Origin of the sequence: Microbacterium sp. Leaf203, from assembly GCF_001421275.1 — a bacterium.
Taxonomy (GTDB): Bacteria; Actinomycetota; Actinomycetes; order Actinomycetales; family Microbacteriaceae; genus Microbacterium; species Microbacterium testaceum_A.
In genome coordinates this window covers 1,736,074-1,754,437 of the sequence record NZ_LMKF01000022.1, presented here as the reverse complement: position 1 = coordinate 1,754,437, position 18,364 = coordinate 1,736,074, and the positions used below count along the sequence as shown (strand labels likewise).

16 protein-coding genes are annotated in these 18,364 nt (G+C 70.9%); 3 read left to right on the top strand and 13 right to left on the bottom strand.

Annotated elements, in window-relative coordinates; translation table 11 throughout:
• Positions 1 to 131 precede the first annotated feature (131 nt).
• The 12 genes from ASE56_RS09430 to ASE56_RS09375 all read right to left on the bottom strand — a co-directional run bounded on the left by ASE56_RS09430 (position 132) and on the right by ASE56_RS09375 (position 13,688).
• Positions 132 to 995, bottom strand: coding sequence for an FtsQ-type POTRA domain-containing protein (locus tag ASE56_RS09430; RefSeq protein ID WP_082450367.1), 864 nt, complete (start codon positions 993 to 995; stop codon positions 132 to 134).
• A gap of 71 nt (positions 996 to 1,066) precedes the next feature.
• Positions 1,067 to 2,473 (bottom strand): UDP-N-acetylmuramate--L-alanine ligase, encoded by a 1,407-nt coding sequence (gene murC, locus ASE56_RS09425; RefSeq protein WP_056227740.1) that lies wholly within the window; start codon positions 2,471 to 2,473, stop codon positions 1,067 to 1,069.
• 109 nt (positions 2,474 to 2,582) lie between these two features.
• Positions 2,583 to 3,656, bottom strand: coding sequence for a glycosyltransferase (locus tag ASE56_RS09420; protein ID WP_056227738.1), 1,074 nt, complete (start codon positions 3,654 to 3,656; stop codon positions 2,583 to 2,585).
• A 49-nt stretch (positions 3,657 to 3,705) separates the two neighbouring features.
• Entirely contained in the window at positions 3,706 to 4,959 is a 1,254-nt protein-coding gene (ftsW, locus tag ASE56_RS09415) for a putative lipid II flippase FtsW (protein ID WP_056227735.1), read from the bottom strand.
• A 10-nt stretch (positions 4,960 to 4,969) separates the two neighbouring features.
• Positions 4,970 to 6,487 (bottom strand): UDP-N-acetylmuramoyl-L-alanine--D-glutamate ligase, encoded by a 1,518-nt coding sequence (gene murD, locus ASE56_RS09410; protein ID WP_056227732.1) that lies wholly within the window; start codon positions 6,485 to 6,487, stop codon positions 4,970 to 4,972.
• On the bottom strand, positions 6,484 to 7,590 hold the full coding sequence (gene mraY, locus ASE56_RS09405) for a phospho-N-acetylmuramoyl-pentapeptide-transferase (RefSeq protein ID WP_056227729.1): 1,107 nt from the start codon (positions 7,588 to 7,590) through the stop codon (positions 6,484 to 6,486). Before mraY ends, murD begins: the two co-directional genes overlap by 4 nt.
• A complete protein-coding gene (murF, locus tag ASE56_RS09400) occupies positions 7,587 to 8,999 on the bottom strand; it encodes a UDP-N-acetylmuramoyl-tripeptide--D-alanyl-D-alanine ligase (RefSeq protein WP_056227726.1) in 1,413 nt (470 codons plus the stop codon). Before murF ends, mraY begins: the two co-directional genes overlap by 4 nt.
• Positions 9,000 to 9,061: 62 nt before the next feature.
• Positions 9,062 to 10,855 (bottom strand): penicillin-binding protein 2, encoded by a 1,794-nt coding sequence (locus tag ASE56_RS09395; RefSeq protein WP_056227723.1) that lies wholly within the window; start codon positions 10,853 to 10,855, stop codon positions 9,062 to 9,064.
• 5 nt (positions 10,856 to 10,860) lie between these two features.
• On the bottom strand, positions 10,861 to 11,484 hold the full coding sequence (locus ASE56_RS09390; protein ID WP_056227720.1) for a hypothetical protein: 624 nt from the start codon (positions 11,482 to 11,484) through the stop codon (positions 10,861 to 10,863).
• Positions 11,481 to 12,434, bottom strand: a complete 954-nt coding sequence (rsmH, locus tag ASE56_RS09385; RefSeq protein ID WP_056227716.1) for a 16S rRNA (cytosine(1402)-N(4))-methyltransferase RsmH — start codon at positions 12,432 to 12,434, stop codon at positions 11,481 to 11,483. The genes ASE56_RS09390 and rsmH overlap by 4 nt, the downstream gene beginning before the upstream one ends.
• Positions 12,435 to 12,534: 100 nt before the next feature.
• Entirely contained in the window at positions 12,535 to 12,966 is a 432-nt protein-coding gene (gene mraZ / locus ASE56_RS09380) for a division/cell wall cluster transcriptional repressor MraZ (protein ID WP_056227713.1), read from the bottom strand.
• Positions 12,967 to 13,307: 341 nt separating this feature from the next.
• Entirely contained in the window at positions 13,308 to 13,688 is a 381-nt protein-coding gene (locus ASE56_RS09375) for a DUF3040 domain-containing protein (RefSeq protein WP_056227710.1), read from the bottom strand.
• 64 nt (positions 13,689 to 13,752) lie between these two features.
• On the opposite strand from ASE56_RS09375, the gene ASE56_RS09370 reads away from it, so the two are divergent.
• A complete protein-coding gene (locus ASE56_RS09370) occupies positions 13,753 to 14,844 on the top strand; it encodes a polyprenyl synthetase family protein (RefSeq protein WP_056227707.1) in 1,092 nt (363 codons plus the stop codon).
• A gap of 12 nt (positions 14,845 to 14,856) precedes the next feature.
• Here the strand turns inward: ASE56_RS09370 and ASE56_RS09365 are convergent, their stop codons facing one another.
• A complete protein-coding gene (locus ASE56_RS09365; protein ID WP_326493361.1) occupies positions 14,857 to 15,201 on the bottom strand; it encodes an Rv2175c family DNA-binding protein in 345 nt (114 codons plus the stop codon).
• Between the two features lie 148 nt (positions 15,202 to 15,349).
• Between ASE56_RS09365 and ASE56_RS09360 the strand changes: the two genes are divergently transcribed.
• Both ASE56_RS09360 and pknB read left to right on the top strand, forming a co-directional pair.
• Positions 15,350 to 16,327: a LysM domain-containing protein gene (locus ASE56_RS09360; protein ID WP_056227703.1), complete on the top strand. Its 978-nt coding sequence runs from the start codon at positions 15,350 to 15,352 to the stop codon at positions 16,325 to 16,327.
• A 54-nt stretch (positions 16,328 to 16,381) separates the two neighbouring features.
• Complete coding sequence (gene pknB, locus ASE56_RS09355) at positions 16,382 to 18,334, top strand: Stk1 family PASTA domain-containing Ser/Thr kinase (protein ID WP_056227699.1); 1,953 nt, start codon at positions 16,382 to 16,384, stop codon at positions 18,332 to 18,334.
• The last annotated feature ends 30 nt before the right edge of the window (positions 18,335 to 18,364 follow it).

Sequence of the window (18,364 nt, the reverse complement as noted above, 5' to 3'; positions counted from 1 at the left end):
GAACCCGAAACTTTAAACCTCATGTTGAGGGTTAAAGAATTGCCCGGTATGCAATTCCTTAGCTCGAAGGTAGGCGGCGGATCCGACCCCGCCCGCCCGACACGCGGCGTGTTGGAACATCGCCTCGAAGATCAGCGGACGACGCCCGCCTCGGGCGACGTCACGTCGTACTCCTTGGCCTTGTCCGGCGGGCTCTTCTGCATCAAGCGGTCGAGCACCACCGCCTTCTCGGCCGAGCGGTCGGCGCTCCCCCACACGACCTTCGACCCCGACGCGCCGAGCGTCAGCGTCACGTCGTCGGGCGTCGAGGCCGATACGGCCGTCACCTGCGCCCGCACGGCATCCGGCAGGGAGCGCACCACGCGACCCGCGGCGCGGAAGGCCGCCGAATCCGTTCCGCCGGCGATGTCGAGCACGGGCTGACCGGCGGGGGCGTCGGGCGTCGTCGACAGCGCCACCCCGGCGGCATCCACCACCGTGAAACCCGCCGCGGACTGCATGGCGCCGATGGGGGTCCGCTCGACGATGCGCACCACGAGGTCGTGGGGCGGGCGCGCCTCGAGGGTGTACGACTCCACGAGCGGGAAGCGCACGAGCGCCGCCTTCACGGCGCTGTCGTCGACCATCGCGAGCGGGACGCCGACCTGGTCGCCCAGGGCGGCGGACACCGCCGCCGGGTCGAGCTGCGAGGTGCCGACCACGTCGATCTTCTCGACGGCGAAGAGCGGGCTGTACGCCACGCCCGCCGTACCGAGGCCCATGACGAGGAACGCCGAGATCACACCGATCCAGATGTTCCGACGACGCCGCTGGCGCACCGTGAAGCGGCGCACCTCCGCGGAGAGCGCCCGCCGCCGGGCCCGCGAGGCCCGCCACACATCGCGCAGCCCCGCTCCCCCGGCATCCGGATCCTCCGCGGCGAAGCCGCCGTCGAGCGGACGCGCTCGGGTGTCGACCGCGGAGGTCTCGTCGACGGATGCCGTCTGCCGGGGCATCGAGGCCCGAGCAGCCTTCGCACGGCGAGCGGACTCCGGCGAGGACGGCAGGGGCGACGGCCGCTCCACGGTCAGACCGCCGCGGCCTCGGTGCGGGACAGCGCCTCGAGCACCTGGGGGATGATCTGGTAGACGTTGCCGCACCCGAGGGTGATGACGTAGTCACCCGGTCGGGCGATCCGAGCCGTGTAATCGGCCGCCGCCTGCCAGTCGGGGACGTAGTGCACGTGGGACGGATCGGCGAACGCGCCGCTGACGAGCTCTCCGGTGACCCCGGGCACCGGGTCTTCACGGGCCCCGTACACGTCGAGCATGACGGTGTGGTCGGCGTGCGACTCGAGCACCTCGGCGAACTCGCGGTACATCTCCTGCGTGCGCGAGTACGTGTGGGGCTGCTGGATCGCGATGATGCGCCCCTCGCCCACGACCGTTCGCGCCGCGGACAGCGCCGCGGCGACCTCGGTCGGGTGGTGCGCGTAGTCGTCGTACACGCTGACGCCCTGCTGCACGCCGTGCAGCTCGAAACGGCGGACCGTGCCGCCGAAGCCCTCGACCGCGCGTGCCGCATCGGACAGCGAGTGCCCGAGCACGCGCAGCACGGCGACCGCGCCGGCGGCGTTGACCGCGTTGTGGGCGCCCGGCACCCGCAGGTGCACGTCGACGCTCTCGCCGTCGGCGGAGAGGGTGAAGGCGACGGGTCCGTCGGTGCGGATGCCGCTGAGGCGGAGGTCGGCTGCGGCGTCCTCGCCGAACGTGACGACGTTCGCGTGGGTGATGCGCTCGCGCACGGAACGCGCGCCGGGATCGTCGGCCGAGATCACGACGGCCTCACGGGCGGCGTTCGCGAAGCGGGCGAAGGCCGCGTCGAATGCGTCGCGCGAGCCGTAGTGGTCGAGGTGGTCGGGGTCGACGTTGGTGATGAGCGCGACCGAGGTGTCGTAGAGCTCGAACGTGCCGTCGGACTCGTCGGCCTCGATCACGACGAGGTCGTCGGAGCCGGTTCCGCTGGACGCGCCGAGGTCGGCGATGACACCGCCGTTGACGAAGGTCGGGTCGACCTCGAGGGCGCGCAGGGCGGTCACGATCATGCCGGTCGAGGTGGTCTTGCCGTGGGCACCCGCGACCGAGACGAGGCGACGACCGCCGATGAGCCAGTGCAGCGCCTGCGAGCGGTGGATCACGTGCAGCCCGCGCTCTCTGGCGGTGACGAACTCGGGGTTCTCGGGCCAGATCGCACCCGTGTGGACGACGGTGTCGGCGTCGCCCAGGTGGGCGGCGTCGTGCCCGACGTGCACGGTCGCGCCGCGGGCGGCGAGGTCGCGCAGGGCGGCACTGTCGGAACGGTCGGAGCCGGAGACCCGGATACCGCGGTCGAGGAACATGCGGGCGAGTCCGGACATGCCCGATCCCCCCACGCCGATGAAGTGCGCGGAGGTGATGGTCTCGGGGATGGGGAGGCTCAGGTCGGGTCTGATCATGGCGTCTGCGAGTTTACGTCGCCGATCCTGCGCGTCGGCCCCGGCGCGCTGGGGGCGCGGCCGACGGAGCCTCCGCGGGCGGACGCGCCGCGACGGGACCGGGCGCGGCTCAGCGGGCGAGAGCCCGGTCGACGAGGGCGATCACGTTCTCGGTCCCGGTCCGGATGCCGGTGCGCGCCGCCGCATCGCGCATCGCGGTCCGCCGGTCCTCGTCGGCGAGCAGCGGGACGATCTCGGCGCGGACCCGGTCGGGCGTGAGATCGGCGTCGGCGATGAGCAGCGCGGCCCCGGCACGGACGGCCGCGGCGGCGTTCAGGCTCTGCTCGCCGTTGCCGACCGCGTAAGGCACGTACACGGCGGGGATGCCGAGGGCGTTGATCTCACTGACGGTCGCGGCACCCGAGCGCGACACCACGAAGTCGGCGAGAGCGAAGGCGAGGTCCATGCGGTCCACGTACCGGACGACGGCATAGCCCTCGACGCCCGGATCGGGCAGGTCGGAGTTCTGTCCCGTCACGTGCAGCAGCTGCCAACCGGCGTCGAGGACGTCGCGCCAGGCCCCGCCGAACGCGGTGTTCAACCGCAGCGCACCGAGCGACCCCCCGAACACCAGCAGCGTCGGCTTCTGCGCGTCGAGCCCGAAGTGCGCGGCGGCCTCCGCACGCAGAGCGGGAGCGTCGAGCTCGACGATCTCGCGGCGAAGCGGCATCCCGACCTCTCTCGCACCGCGCAGCGGGGTGCCTTCGAAGGCGACGCCGACGCCCGCGGCGCCCCGCGCCCCCAGCACGTTCGCGAGTCCCGGCTTGGCATTGGCCTCGTGCACCACGAAGGGGACGTGCTCGCGGCGGGCCGCGACGTAGGCGGGCGCCGCCGCGTACCCCCCGAAACCGACGACGACGTCGACCCCGCGCGAGCGGATGAGTCGGCGCACGTGCGCGACGGCGCGCAGGAAGCGCACCGGGAACGCCGCGGCGGCCCCGTTGGGGCGTCGTGGGAAGGGGACCTTCGCGACGGTGAGCAGTTCGTACCCACGCAGCGGGACGAGACGCGACTCGAGGCCCTCTCGCGTGCCGAGCACGAGCACGTCGGCCGAGGCGTCGCGGGCGCGCAGTCCGTCGGCGACCGCGAGCAGGGGGTTCACATGCCCGGCGGTGCCGCCGCCGGCGAGGAGGTAAGTCGTCACCGTTCGACCCTAACCAGATCGGGCGGTGCTCCTTCGCCGCCCCCGAGCGTCAGCCGCGCGGTCGACGGGCGGATGCCGCGGCCCGCCGCGCCGCCCGCGGAGGCGTCTCGCCCGCCGCGCGACGGTCGGGAAGCGTCCGCGCGCACGACAGCAGCACACCGCACCCGATCAGCACCGACAGCAGTGAGGTTCCGCCCTGCGACATGAACGGCAGCGGCACACCGAGAACCGGGAACACGCGGAGAACGACCGCGACGTTGATCATGGCCTGACCGACGATCCAGATGGTCACACCGCCCGCGACGATCCGGACGAAGGGGTCGTCGGTGCGGCGGATGATGTGGAAGGCGCCGACCGCGAACAGACCGAAGAGGGCGAGGACGACAATGCAGCCGATCAGCCCCATCTCCTCCCCCACGATCGCGAAGATGTAGTCGTTCGCCGCGGCGGGAAGCCAGTCGTACTTCTCGGCCGAGTTGCCCAGGCCCACACCGAAGATCCCGCCCGCGGCGAGCCCCCAGATGCCGTGCAGCGGCTGGTAGCAGTCGCCGAGGTAGTTGGCGATGCAGTCCTGGTCGAGGAAGCTCATGATGCGGCGCATGCGGTCGGCGCTCGTGATGGCGAACAACGCGATCGCGCCGAGGGCAGCGAGGGCCGGCAGCACGAAGATGCGCAGCTTCACCCCCGAGAAGAACAGCGCCCCGAGCAGGACGAGCACGAGGATCATCGTCGTACCCAGGTCTTTTCCGCCCATGACGGTGGCGACCACGAGGGCGAAGACCGGAACGATCGGGATGAACACGTGTCGCCAGTCGCCCAGCAGCGTCTGCTTGCGGTACAGGACGTAGCCCAGCCACAGCGCGAGAGCGAGCTTGAGGAACTCGGCCGGCTGCGCCTGGATGCCCGCGATGCTGATCCAGTTGCGGTTACCGTTCGCCGAGATGCCCAGCGGCGTGAACACGAGCAACTGGAAGAGGGTCGCCAGGATCAGCGCCGGCCACGCCATGCGCTTCCAGAAGCGCAGCGGAGCACGGCTGAGCACGAACATCAGAGGGATGCCGATGACGGCGAAGACGGCCTGCTTGAGGACATGGTCGAAGGGGCTCTGCGCGCCGTCGAGCGCCGAGGTGGCCGACAGCACCATGACCAGGCCGAACCCGGTGAGCAGGAGCGCCGCCGAGGTGATGAGCAGGAACTCGCTGGGCACGGGCCGGAACGCCCTGCCCAGAGACACGCGGGCGGCGAGGCCGGCGCGAGCGGGCTCATCGGGGCTCTGCCGCGGCCGAGGTGCCGTCGTGGTCACGCGAGTCCCCTCAGTCGTGCGGTCGAGATTCTCCGTCTCGGCCCGCGATCCACGCCCGCACCGCCTCGGCGAAGCGGTCGCCGCGGTCGGAGTAGGACGAGAACTGATCGAAGGACGCCGCCGCGGGAGCGAGGAGAACGGTGTCTCCCTCCCGGGCCACACCCGCCGCCAGTTCGACGACCTGGGCCATGACGTCTTCAGTCTCAGCGTGGTCGACCTCGAACAGCGGCACCGCCGGGGCGTGTCGCCCGAACGCCGCCACGATCTCGTCACGCTCGGTGCCGATCACGATCGCGGCCCGCACCGAAGCACCCCGAGCGCGCACGAGGTCGCTCAGGTCGACGCCCTTGAGCAGACCGCCGACCACCCACACCGCGCCGGGGTACGCCGCGAGCGATGAGGCCGCCGCGTGCGGGTTCGTCGCCTTCGAGTCGTCGACCCAGGTGACTCCGAGGTGCGCCCCGACGACCTGGATGCGGTGCGGGTCGAGCCGGAAGCGTTCGAGCGTGTCGTGGATGTGCGCGGGCGTGGCCCCGAGGGAGCGTGCGAGGGCCGAGGCAGCGAGGATGTTCGCGACCATGTGGGGAGCCGCGAGGCCGCGCTGGGCGAGGTCCGCCACCGTCGTCAGTTCGAGGGCCGAGGTGGCGCGCTCTTCGAGGAAGGCCCGATCGACGAGGATGCCGTCGACCACACCGAGGTCGCTCGGACCGGGGACCCCCAGATCGAAGCCGATGGCGCGCGCGCCCTCGACGACCTCGGCGTCTTCGACCATCTCGCGGGTCGCGACGTCGGCCTTGTTGTAGACGCAGGCCACGCGCGTGCGGGCGTAGATGCCGGCCTTCGCCGCGCGGTACGCGTCCGCGCCGCCGTGCCACTCGAGATGGTCGTCGGCGAGGTTGAGGCAGACGGCCGCGTGCGGCGAGAGGGCGTCGGGTCCGGACTGCTGGTTCAGGTACCAGAGCTGGTGGCTCGAGAGCTCGACGACGAACACGTCGAACCCACCCGGGTCGCGCACGGCGTCGAGCACGGGAGTGCCGATGTTGCCAACGGGAACGGCCCGCTGACCCGCCGTCATGAGCATCTCGGCGGTCAGACGCGTGGTGGTGGTCTTGCCGTTCGTCCCGGTGATGAGCACCCAGTCGGCGGGGCGCCCGTCCGGGCGGACCACCTTGTCACGGACGCGCCAGGCGAGCTCGACGTCGCCCCACAGCGCGATGCCCCGCTCCTGCGTCCACGCGATCACGGGGTGGTGCGGGGGGAAGCCGGGGGATGCCACGACCACCTCGGGCGCGAAGTCCGCCATCTCTGCGGGCACGGTGTCGAGCGGACCCTCGTGCAGGCGCACGCCCAGAACCGGGAGCAGGCGCGAGTACTCGGCATCCGCTCTCTCCGTCACCACGAGCACCTCGGCGCCGAGCTCGGCGAGGGTGTCGGCGACTGAGAAGCCGGTGACCGACAGGCCGAGGACGACGACGCGCAGGCCCTTCCAGTCGGCGTGCCAGCTGGTCAGGGTGGAGAGGTCGGTCATACGCGGGACAGCCATTCGACGTAGAAGAATCCGATGCCCGAGACGGCGAGGAGACCGGCGATGATCCACATGCGCACGACGATGGTGACCTCGGGCCACCCGCGCATCTCGAGGTGGTGGTGCAGGGGGCTCATGAGGAACAGGCGCTTGCCCCGGGTCACCTTGAAGTAGGCCCGCTGAAGGATGACCGATCCCGAGGCGATCACGTAGACGCCGGCGATGAGGATGAGGAGGAGCTCGGTGCGGGTGAAGATCGCGAGGGCGGCGATCACCCCACCGATCGCCATCGACCCGCAGTCGCCCATGAAGACCTTCGCCTTGGGGGCGTTCCACCAGAGGAATCCGACCAGGGCGCCGACGAACGACGCCCCCACGATCGCCAGGTCGAACGGGTCGCGCACGGCGTAGCAGCCGGCTTGCACGGTCGGGTCGAGGACATCGGCGCAGACCTGCTTGTTCTGCCAGAACGCCATCAGGCTGTAGGCGCCGACGACGAAGATGCCCGAGCCCGCGGCGAGGCCGTCGAGGCCGTCGGCCACGTTGACGGAGTTCGAGGTGGCCGTTCCGATCAGCGAGATCCACGCCAGGTACAGCAGCCACCCGAGGATCGGGCCGAGCGCGAAGAACGACAGCAGCTGGATGTCACGGAACACCGAGACGTACCCCGAGGCGGCGGTCTGCCCGACGGTGTTGGGGAAGTTCAGGGCGACGATGGCGAACGGCACCGCGACGATCACCTGACCGGCGATCTTGCGCCATCCCGACAGCCCCAGACTGCGCTGCTGACGGATCTTCATGTAGTCGTCGATGAAGCCGACGACACCGAAACCGAGCATGAGCCAGAGGACGAGGAGTCCCGACACGGTCGGGGGGTTGTTCCCGGCGTACGAGCCGATGAAGTATCCGACCATCGTGCCGAGGATGAAGATCGTTCCGCCCATGGTGGGCGTGCCGCGCTTCGCACCGTGCGAGGGGTTGTGCACGTTCTCGGGGGTGCGGATGACCTGCCCCCAGCCCCACTTGCGGAACCAGCGGAGGAAGACCGGGGTGAGGAAAAGGGTGAAGGCGAGCGAGATCGCAGCCGAAGTCAGAAGTGATCTCACGCGAACAAGTCTCCCAGACGGTCGCCGAGGTGCCGGAGCCCCGCCGAGTTGGACGACTTCACCAGCACGCGATCACCGTCGCGCAGTTCGGTCGAAAGGTAGTCGTAGGCCGCGTCGGCGTCGGCGAAGAAGACCGCCTCGCCGTCCCACGAGCCCTGGGCGATCGCCTCGAGGTACATACGGCGCGCCTCGGGGCCGATCACGACGATGCGCTGGATGCGCAGGCGCACGGCCAGAAGCCCGACCCGGTCGTGCTCCTCGTCGGCGTACTCCCCCAGCTCGCTCATCGCACCCAGCACGGCGACGGTGCGTTCGTCGGGGCCGGTGATCTGCGCGAGGGTGCGCAGAGCTGCGGCCATCGAGTCGGGGCTGGCGTTGTACGCGTCGTTGATGATGCGCACGCGATCGGAGCCGAGGGGCTGCATGCGCCAGCGCTCGGCGATCTCGACGGTCTCGAGGCGCGCGATCGCGTCGGCCGCGGGCACGCCGAGGGCGGTGGCGGCGGCCAGGGCCGCGAGGGCGTTCATCACGTGATGCTCGCCGAGCACCCGCAGGGTGAGGGTGAAGGGTTCTCCGTCGACCAGCAGATCGGCGCGGGTGCCGGATGCCGACACCTCGACGTCGACGGCCCGGACCTCGGCCCGCTCGCCCCGACCGAACCACCGCACGTCCTGCCCGCGCTCGCGCGCGATCGGCGCCATCGCGGCGACGCGGGGGTCGTCGGCGTTGAGCACCGCGAGGCCGCCCTCGCGGGTCGCCTTCACCAGCTCGCTCTTGGCGTGGAACGTCGACTCGATGCCGCCGAAGCCGCCGGCGTGGGCCATGCCCACCATGAGCACGACGCCGATGTCGGGGGTGACAAGCCCGGCGAGGTGGGCGATGGCCCCGGGCGCGCTCGCGCCGAACTCGCTCACAAGGAAGCGGGTGCCCTCGGTGACGCGCAGCATCGTGAGGGGGGCGCCCACCTCATTGTTGAACGAGGCGCGCGGCGCCACCGTCTCGCCCTCGTCCTCGAGGATGCGGGCGAGGAGGTTCTTGGTGGTCGTCTTGCCGTTGGATCCGGTGATGCCGACGATCTTGAGCTCGCCGGTCTCGCGAACCCGAGCCACCACGTCGCGGGCCAGGTCGCTGAGGGCGGCCACGGCATCCGGAACGACGATCTGACTCACGGCCTCGTCGAGCTCGCGTTCGACGATCGCGAGGGCGGCTCCCCGCTCGACGGCGGTGCCGACGAAGAGATGACCGTCGGTGGTCTCACCGGGCTTGGCGACGAAGATCCCGCCGGGTTCGATCAGGCGCGAGTCGGTGTCGACGACGCCCGAGACCCGAGTGTCGGGGGTGTCCTCGCCGCGGACGACGAGGCGCCCGCCGAGCACGTCGGCGAGGTGGGAGAGGCTGAGGGAGATCATTGCTGTGGGACGCCCTTTCCGGTCGCATTCGTTACCGAGACGAGACCGAGACGGGCTCTTTCTCAGCCGAACTTGGGCAGTTCGGGGGTCGTGGTTCCGGAGGGGATCACCCGGTAGGACTTGAGAACCTGGGTGAGGGCCTTCTGGAACGCGGGGGCGGTGGCCGCCGACGATTTTACCGTCCGCGGCTCGTCCAGGTTGACCGCGACCACGTACTGCGGGTCGTCGGCGGGGGCGAAACCGATCATCGTCGTGAAGTACGCGTCGGGCTTGTAGGCGCCCGTGTTCTCGTCGACCTTCTCACCGGTACCGGTCTTGATCGCGATGCGGTAACCCGGGATCGCGATCTTCGAGGCCAGCTCACCCTGCGTGGCGACGTTCTCGAGCATGAGCGAGACCTCCTTCGCCGTGTCGGGCGAGACGACCTGCGTGCCGTCGGTGGGCGGGACGTCGGTGACCGTGCCGTCGGCCGCGGTGCAGCCCTCGACGATCGACAGCGGCTTCTTGAGTCCCCCGTTGGCGATGGTCTGGTACGCGCCCACGAGCTGCGGCACGGTGACCGACAGGCCCTGGCCGAAGGCCGTGTTGTAGAAGGTCTGCTTGTCCCAGTCCTGGACCGGGTGCAGGATGCCGCCGGACTCGCCGGGGAACCCGATCGAGCTGACCGAGCCCATGCCGAACTTCTGCAGGTAGTCGAAACGCGTCTGGGCGGGGATCATCTCGGCGAACTTCGAGATGCCCACGTTCGAGGAGTCGATCAGCACGCCGGTGGGCGTGTACACGTTCGGGCCGTGCGAGAACGCGTCCGAGACCCGGGCGTCACCGCCGAGGACCTCTCGCCCCGAGGCGGTCACGGTGGTCTGCGGGGTGTACGAGCCGCTGTCGAGGCCGATCGCCGTCGTGAGCGCCTTGAACGTCGACCCGGGCTCGAAGGGGCTCGAGAACGCGCGGCTGCCGCGGTCGTCGGGCGAGGTGGCGGTCGGGTCGTTGGGGTCGACCGTGGGGTACTCGGCGAGGGCGCGGATCTTGCCCGTCTTCGCCTCGACGACCGTGATCGTGCCGCGGAGCGAACCGGTGTTCTGCACCTGCTCCGCGATGAGCTGCTGGAGGTACCACTGCAGGTCGCGGTCGATCGTGAGCTTGAGGGTGCCGCCGTCGACCGCCGGCTGCGTCACCACCTCGGTGCCGGGGAGCACCACGCCGTCGCGGCTCTGCTGGAAGACGACCTTGCCGTTGGTCGAGGCGAGGCAGTCGTTGTCGGCCGACTCGAGGCCGGCGAGGGCCTGCCCGTCGCTGCCGACGAAACCGAGCAGGTTTCCCGCCACCGCGCCGTCGGGATACATCCGGCCCGCTTGCGGCGGGAAGCTGAGGAACGGCAGCCCCAGGGCCACGAGGGACCGGTACTGCTCGGTCGAGACGCTCTTCGCGATCATGGCGTAGCGCGAGTCGGGGTTGTCGGCCACGGCATCCTGGACGATCTTCTGCACGTCCGCGGCGCTCTGGCCGGTGACGGCGGCGATCCGGGCGGCGAGCTCGGGCCACGCGGTCGTGGTCTCGTTGCCGTCGTCGTCGCGTGTGGTCACGCCCTTGGCCGCGAGCATCGGGTCGATCTGCACGTCATAGCGGTTGACGCTCGTGGCGAGGGGGACGCCGTTGTCGTCGACGATGGAGCCGCGGGAGGCGTACTCGACGCGGGAGTTCTGCAGGCCCATCGAGAGCGAGTCGTCCACGTGATCGCGGGCGTTGACGACCTGGATGTCGACCAGTCGGACGACGAAGGCGAGGATCACGATCAGGACGACCGCGAGGGCGACGACGGTGCGACGCCGCGGGGACCGGGAGGTTGTCGTCGTCATGGCTCTCATCGTGTCGCGGGAGTCGGCAGACCGTCGCTGATCGGCGGGGGTGTCGCCGATTGGGTGGTGGGGGCGGCGGCCTCGGTCGGTGCGGCCGCTCCGGGCGCCGCGGGTGCGGGGGTCGCCGCGCCGTTCTCGGTGGTGGATGCCGCCGGGTCGGTGACCAGCGGCACGCCCGAGATCAGCGCGTTGCCGACCGAGCCGCGGCCTTTCGCGTCGACGGACGAGGCCGCGTCGGCGGGCTTGTCGGAGCCGATGACGGCACCGTCGCTGAGGCGGAGGTAGGTGGGCGACTCGTCGATCACCATGCCCAGGGCTGCGGCGTTCGCCGCGAGGTACTGGGGCGAGCTGAGTCCCGCGCTCTCGTCGGAGAGGATCTGCTTCTGGTAGGTCAGGTCGCGCTGCTGCTGGGTCAGCGACGAGATCTCGAACGAGCTCTGCGTCGTGAGGATGCCGAGGCTCATCTGGGCCACGACGATGGTCAGCGCCCCGAGCACGGCGACGACGCCGAAGAGGCGTCGCGGTGCCCGACGACGCGCGGTCGCGGGGACGACGGTGAGTCGACGCTCGCGGACCGGCGTGGGGAAGTCGGGAAGGAAGGCTGCATCGATGGCCTGGGGCGCGCTCATGCGTCCTCCCGGATTCTCTCGGCCGCGCGCAGTCGCACGGGGGTGGCGCGGGGGTTGATCTCGCGCTCTTCGTCGCTCGCGAGTTCGGCCCCCCGGACGAGTAGCTTGAACGTCGGCGCGTGCTCGGGCAGCTCGACGGGCAGGCCGCGGGGTGCGGTCGAGGTGGAAGCGTCGGCGAACACGCGCTTGACCAGTCGGTCCTCCAGCGACTGGTACGACAGCACGACGATGCGGCCGCCGACTCCCAGCACCTCGAGGGCGGCGGGGATCGTGCGCTCGAGCACCGACAGCTCGGCGTTGACCTCGATGCGCAGGGCCTGGAAGACGCGCTTGGCGGGGTGGCGCTCGCGCAGCACCGCGGCCGGGGTCGCGGCCTGCAGCACGTCGACGAGCTGGCCCGAGCGCTCGAGCGGAGCCTGGGCGCGGGCGGCGATGATGGCGCGGGCGTAGCGGCCGGCGAGCTTCTCTTCGCCGTAGCGCTCGAAGATGCGTCGCAGGTCGCCCTCGCCGTAGGTGGCGAGCACCTCGGCTGCGGTGACGCCGGTGGTCTGGTCCATGCGCATGTCGAGCGGGGCGTCTTGCGCGTAGGCGAAGCCGCGGGCGGCCTCGTCGAGCTGCAGAGACGAGACACCCAGGTCGAACAGGATGCCGTCGACCTTGTCGACACCGGCGGAGGCCACGGCCTCGGTGATGCCGTCGTAGACGGTGTGGACGAGGGTGACGCGGTCGCCGAAGCGCTTCAGTCGCTCCCCCGCGATGCGCAGAGCGTCGGTGTCGCGGTCGAGGCCGATGAGCCGGGCCTGCGGGAACCGCTCGAGGAACGCCTCGGAGTGCCCGCCCATGCCGAGCGTGCCGTCGACGAAGACGGAGCCCGGCTTCTGCAGGGCGGGGCCGAGCAGCTCGACGCAGCGCTCGAGCAGGACCGGGGTGTGGATGTCGCGGATGTCCATGATGTGTCGGGCCGAACCTTCGGACTCTGATCCCCATCCGCTTCGACCTGGCGCCGGGGAAGTGCGTCAGGGCGAGCGGCTGGGCATCACAGCCGAAGGGTCAGAAGAGTCCCGGGATCACCTCCTGCTCCATCTCGGCGTACGTCTCTTCGTTGCTCTCCGCGTAGGAGTTCCAGGCCTCGGCGTCCCAGATCTCGGCGTGCGCGCCGACGCCGGTGACGACGAGTTCGCGCCCGAGCCCGGCGTAGGTGCGCAGGGCGGGCGGGACGGTGATGCGGTTCTGGCTGTCGGGCTTCTCGGCGCTCGCCCCCGAGAGGAACATGCGCAGGAAGTCGCGGGCCTGCTTGTTGCTGAGCGGGGCCTCGCGGATCCGCTCGTGAACGCGCTCGAACTCCTCGGTGCTGAACACGTAGAGGCAGCGGTCCTGCCCGCGCGTGATCACCACTCCGGCGCCGAGATCGTCACGGAACTTCGCCGGCAGGATGACCCGACCCTTGTCGTCGAGCTTGGGTGTGTGCGTTCCGAGCAGCATTCGGGCGTCCACCCCCTTCGTCCGGCCTGCGAAGTTTCCCCCACTTTACTCCACCGCCCTCCACTTCGCTATCGAAAACAGGACTCTTCTGCGGAGAACCGCGGCCGTGTACAGTGGTCGACCACCCCGGCGCAGCTCCGCAGTTTCCGCGTCTTTCCGCGGCGCAACGGCGCCTCGCACTCCCCGCGGACGTCCCGGTGGAGCAAAAGGGAGGGATTCGAGCACGGATGCCGACTCCTCACCCCCTCCACTCCGCCGCTCACCCCGTCGACGAGGGCGCTGGGCGCACGAAAAAGCACCGGCTCCGAAGAGCCGGTGCTGAGGTGGTGCGAGGACGGAGCTTAAGGGCCGTCGTGGCGGCGGTCCCAGCGCTCGTTCATGCGGTCCATGAACGAGGAGCCGGAGGCGCGGGCCGGTCGCGGCTTGGCGGCGGCGGGCGCGGTCGGAGCGGCACCCCGCGTCGGGGTGACGGCGAAGATCACGCCGCCGACCATGAGGAGGAAGCCCAGCACGCCGACGGCGATGCCGACGAAGCCGGTGTTGAAGCCGATCGACACGCCCGCGACGAGGGCGCCGAGACCGGCGAGCACCAGGATCGAGCCGAGGACGATGTTGCGGTAGCTGAGGGCACGACTGGGGGCGGACACCACATCGGTGTCGTTGCTCATGAGATGGCGCTCCATCTCATCCAGTAGACGCTGCTCCTGCTCTGACAGTGGCATGCATCCCCCTCTGTTGTTCGTTGCGGACGATTCTACGCGCGGCGTGGATCACTAGGCTAGGCCCGTGCCGACCTCCCCGGAACCGATCGAAGCTGTTTCCCAGCGACTCGACAAGTTCCTCTCCGAACAGCTATCGTACGCCTCCGCGCTCGGCCCCGAGGCCGAGTCCCTCACCCGCGCGGGGGCCTCCGCCCTCCGCGGCGGCAAGCGCCTGCGGGCGCGCTTCTGCCTTGCGGGGTGGCGCGCCGTGGGCGCCCTCGACGCGCCGTCGGCCGCGGTGTTCGACGAACCCGCCCTGGCCGTGGCCACCTCGCTCGAGGCCTTCCACGCGGCGGCCCTCGTCCACGACGACCTCGTCGACAACAGCGACACGCGCCGGGGTCAGCCCGCCGCGCACCGCGCCCTGCAGAAGGCCCATCAGGATGCCGAGTGGGCGGGTGACTCCGACGCGTTCGGTCGTTCGGGCGCGATCCTGCTCGGCGACCTCCTCGTGGCGTGGAGCGACGACCTCCTCGAAGAAGGCCTCGAGGACCACCCCTCCGCCGCCGCCACGCGCCGGGCCTACTCCCGCATGCGCCGCGACGTGACGATCGGTCAGTTCCTCGACGTCGCGGAGGAGTCCGCGTACACCGTCTACCCGGATGACACCCACGCCGAGCGGGCGCTGCGGATCGCCTCGTACAAGTCGGCGCGCTACAGCATTCAGCAGCCCCTGCAGATCGGTGCGGCGCTGGCCGGTGCCGACGACGCGCAGCTCGACGCACTCGGGCGGTTCGGTCACGACGTCGGCATGGCCTTCCAGCTGCGAGACGACGTGCTGGGCGTCTTCGGCGACAGCGCCGTCACGGGCAAGCCCGTCGGCGACGACCTGCGCGAGGGCAAGCGCACCGTCCTGGTGGCCTACGCCCGCGAGATGCTCGAGTCCGCGGAGCGCGACCGCTTCGACGCCCTCCTGGGCGACCCCGCTCTCGACGCGGCGCAGATCGCGGCCCTGCAGCAGACGATCGTCGACACCCGCGCCCTCGAGCGCACCGAGACCCTGATCGCCGAGTACGCCGAGCGCGCCGATGCGGCTCTCGCCGACGCGCGCGTCGACACCGGAGCGCTCACCGATCTGCGCGCTCTCGCACGCGCGGCCACCGAGCGCACGGCCTGAGGCCGGACGGCCTCAGGCGAGGGTCGCAGCGACCCGTCGGACTTCGCTCTTGCGCCCGGCGAGGAGCGCCTCGATGGGCGCGAGACCGATGGTCTCTTCGGGCGTGAGCAGCCAGTCGATGGTCTCGTCGGGGTCGAACCCCGCGTCGTGCAGGACGATGATCGTGCCGCGCAGCGACGGCAGCGGGCGCCCGTCGACGAGGAAGACCGCCGGCACCTTGAAGACGCCGTCGCGGCGCGAGCCGACGAGGTAGTGCTCGTCGAAGAGGCGGCGCACGCGCCCGAGCGACTCGTCGAGCATCTCGACCAGGTCGGGAATGGTCAGCCACGCGGTCTCGTAACGGGAAGTCTCACTCACCCCTTCATCCTCTCACTGCCGTCGCCTCGGCCCGTCCTCGGTCGTCTTCTTCACTCGAGTCACACCCGTCACAGGGGTCACTTTCGTTGACATCCACCCCGAGGCATGCCACCGTGTCGGGCAGTCGGAAGAACGGAATCCCCCCACCATGAGACGACTCACGCTGTCCCCCCTGCCCTCGCGACGTCGCACCGCAGTCATCTGGCCCGCCGCCGTGGCCGGCACGATCGCCCTGACCCTCACCGCCGAGCACGCCGCGCACGCCGCACCCCCGGAACCTGCGCTCACCTCTCTCCCGCCCGCTCCCCGCAGTCTCGGGATGCCGGTGCTCGCCGCCGTCACCGCGCCCACCACCTACACGGTCAAGGCGGGCGACACGGTGTGGGGCATCGCCCGCGCGCACGGTCTCGACACCGCCGCGGTCCTCGCGGCCAACGGCTTGGCATCCGATGCCGTCATCCGCCCCGGTCACGTGCTCGCCCTCACGCCCGCGGCCGCGCCCGCTCCCGCGGCCCCCGAGGCCGCGCCCCGCACGCACGAGGTGCGTCCCGGCGACACCGTCTCGGCGATCGCCCGCGCCAACGGCGTCTCGCTCGACACTGTGCTGAGCGCGAACGGGCTCACGCGCGCCTCGATCATCTACCCCGGCGACGTCCTGCGCATCCCGGCGGACTCCCCCGCTCCCGCTCCCGCCGCCGTCGCCCCGGCGACGGCCCCGGGCCTCGACGCCGAGCAGTCCGACAACGCGCGCCTGATCATCCGCGTCGGACGCGAACTGGGCGTCTCGGATCGCGGCATCCTGATCGCCCTCGGCACCGCGATGCAGGAGTCGTGGCTGCGCAACCTCGACTGGGGCGACCGCGATTCGCTGGGCCTCTTCCAGCAGCGGCCCAGCACCGGGTGGGGCACTCCGGCGCAGATCCTCGACCGCGAACGCTCGACGCGCGTGTTCTACGGCGGCGCGGCCGATCCCAACGGCACCGCCACCCGCGGACTCCTCGACATCCCCGGCTGGGATCAGCTCCCCTACGCCGATGCCGCCCAGGCCGTGCAGATCTCGGCCTACCCCGACCGATACGCCCAGTGGGAGCAGCCGGCCACCACGTGGCTCGCCGTTCTGGGGTGAGGTGAGGGTGAGCCGCTCCCCGGGCTCACAGGGGGCGCTCCGTAGACTCGACCTGTGAGCACGAGTCAGCAGGCAGACCCGCTGATCGGCCGTCTCGTCGACGGCCGGTACCGGGTTCGCGCGCGCATCGCGCGTGGCGGCATGGCGACCGTGTACGTGGCGACCGACCTGCGCCTCGAACGCCGGGTGGCGCTGAAGGTCATGCACGGCCACCTCAGCGACGACACCGTGTTCCAGAGTCGGTTCATCCAAGAGGCCCGTTCGGCTGCGCGCCTGAGCGATCCGCACGTGGTGAACGTGTTCGACCAGGGCCAGGACGGCGAGATGGCCTACCTGGTCATGGAGTACCTCCCGGGCATCACGCTGCGCGAGCTGCTGCGCGAGCACCGGCGCCTCACGGTCGATCAGACCCTCACGATCATGGATGCCATCCTCTCGGGGCTCGCCGCCGCGCACCGGGCCGGCATCGTCCACCGCGACGTGAAGCCCGAGAACGTCCTCCTCGCCGAGGACGGCCGCATCAAGATCGGCGACTTCGGCCTCGCCCGCGCGACGACGGCGAACACCGCGAGCGGGGCGCAGCTCATGGGCACGATCGCCTACCTCGCCCCCGAGCTGGTCACGCGCGGCACCGCCGACGCGCGCAGCGACATCTATTCGCTCGGGATCATGCTCTACGAGATGCTCGTCGGCGAGCAGCCCTACAAGGGCGAGCAGCCGATGCAGATCGCCTATCAGCACGCCACCGACTCGGTGCCCCGCCCGAGCGCGAAGAACCCCGGCGTCCCCGAGCAGCTCGACGAGCTCGTGCTCTGGTCGACCGAACGGGAGCCGGGCGACCGCCCGCTCGACGCGGCCGCGATGCTCGAGCGCCTTCGCGCGATCGAGAAAGAACTCGGTCTCGCCCCCCAGGTGGCGCGCGCCGTGGCCGTGGGCACCACGAGTCCCGCGACGGCCGCCGAGTCGCGCGAGCTGACGAAGGTGCTGCCGCAGACGGCATCCCTCCCCTCCGCCACCATCGATGAGCCCGACAATGCGGCGCGACTGCGCACCCGAACGCGGCGACGGACGACCAGGGGCGCGTGGCTCCTCGTGCTCGTGCTGCTGCTCGCCGGCGGAGCCGGGTTCACGGGCTGGTACTTCGGCTCCGGTCCGGGTTCGCTCGTCGCGGTCCCCGACGTGTCGGGCCGCAGCTTCGCCGACGCCGAGGCCCTGCTCACGCAGCAGCAGCTGCAGGCTCAGGCGCAAGAGGTCAACGACCGCGAGATCCCCTCCGGCACGACCGTGGGCTCCGACCCCGCGCCCGGCGAACGTCTCGACAAAGAGACGGTCGTGACCGTCTTCGTCTCGATCGGGCCGGCCACCCACCAGATCCCCGCCCTCGCGGGCAAGAGCGCCGACGAGGTGCGCGCGGTCCTCGAGCAGGCCTTCGTCGGGGTCGCGGGTGACCCCGAGCGGCAGTTCGCCGACCCGGCCGACGGGACTGTGCTGGGCGCCTCGGTGATCCCCCGCTCCGGCGGCAACGCCATCGACTGCACCCAGGGCTGCACGGTGTACGAGGGCGACGCCGCGTCGCTCGTCGTCTCGCTCGGACCCATCCCCGACGTCACCGGCGACTCGCGTTCGCAGGCCGAGCGCGCCCTCGACGGCGTCGGACTCAAGACCGCGGTGACCGAGGAGTACAGCAACTCCGTGGCATCCGGCAACGTGATCGCCATGGGCCAGCGCGACGGGGGCGGCAACTGGCGCCCCGGCGACACCGTGCCCCTGCGCGTGTCGATCGGCCCGAAGCCCGTCGAGATCCCCGGCAACGTCGTGGGGATGTCGATCCGGGATGCCGTGAAGACTCTCGAAGCGCTCGGCTTCGAGGTGAACGCGGGCATCGACGACGGCACCCTGCCCCTCGGGTTCAAGTACTGGGACATCTACAAGGTGCGCGCCACGAACCCCAAGGCCGGCACGACGGCCCCGCAGGGCTCGACCATCACACTGACGCCGACGCTGTAGCGCGAGATCGCGGAGCAGAGAGAGCTTCCC

Excerpts from the sequence above, each read along its gene's own strand:
- ASE56_RS09395 (WP_056227723.1), bottom strand. The coding sequence starts at position 10,855 with ATGACGACGACAACCTCCCGGTCCCCGCGGCGTCGCACCGTCGTCGCC.
- rsmH (WP_056227716.1), bottom strand. The coding sequence starts at position 12,434 with ATGGACATCCGCGACATCCACACCCCGGTCCTGCTCGAGCGCTGCGTC.
- murC (WP_056227740.1), bottom strand. The coding sequence starts at position 2,473 with ATGATCAGACCCGACCTGAGCCTCCCCATCCCCGAGACCATCACCTCC.
- murD (WP_056227732.1), bottom strand. The coding sequence starts at position 6,487 with ATGACCGACCTCTCCACCCTGACCAGCTGGCACGCCGACTGGAAGGGC.
- ASE56_RS09360 (WP_056227703.1), top strand. The coding sequence starts at position 15,350 with ATGAGACGACTCACGCTGTCCCCCCTGCCCTCGCGACGTCGCACCGCA.
- ASE56_RS09375 (WP_056227710.1), bottom strand. The coding sequence starts at position 13,688 with ATGCCACTGTCAGAGCAGGAGCAGCGTCTACTGGATGAGATGGAGCGC.
- ASE56_RS09390 (WP_056227720.1), bottom strand. The coding sequence starts at position 11,484 with ATGAGCGCGCCCCAGGCCATCGATGCAGCCTTCCTTCCCGACTTCCCC.
- murF (WP_056227726.1), bottom strand. The coding sequence starts at position 8,999 with ATGATCTCCCTCAGCCTCTCCCACCTCGCCGACGTGCTCGGCGGGCGC.
- mraZ (WP_056227713.1), bottom strand. The coding sequence starts at position 12,966 with ATGCTGCTCGGAACGCACACACCCAAGCTCGACGACAAGGGTCGGGTC.
- ASE56_RS09430 (WP_082450367.1), bottom strand. The coding sequence starts at position 995 with ATGCCCCGGCAGACGGCATCCGTCGACGAGACCTCCGCGGTCGACACC.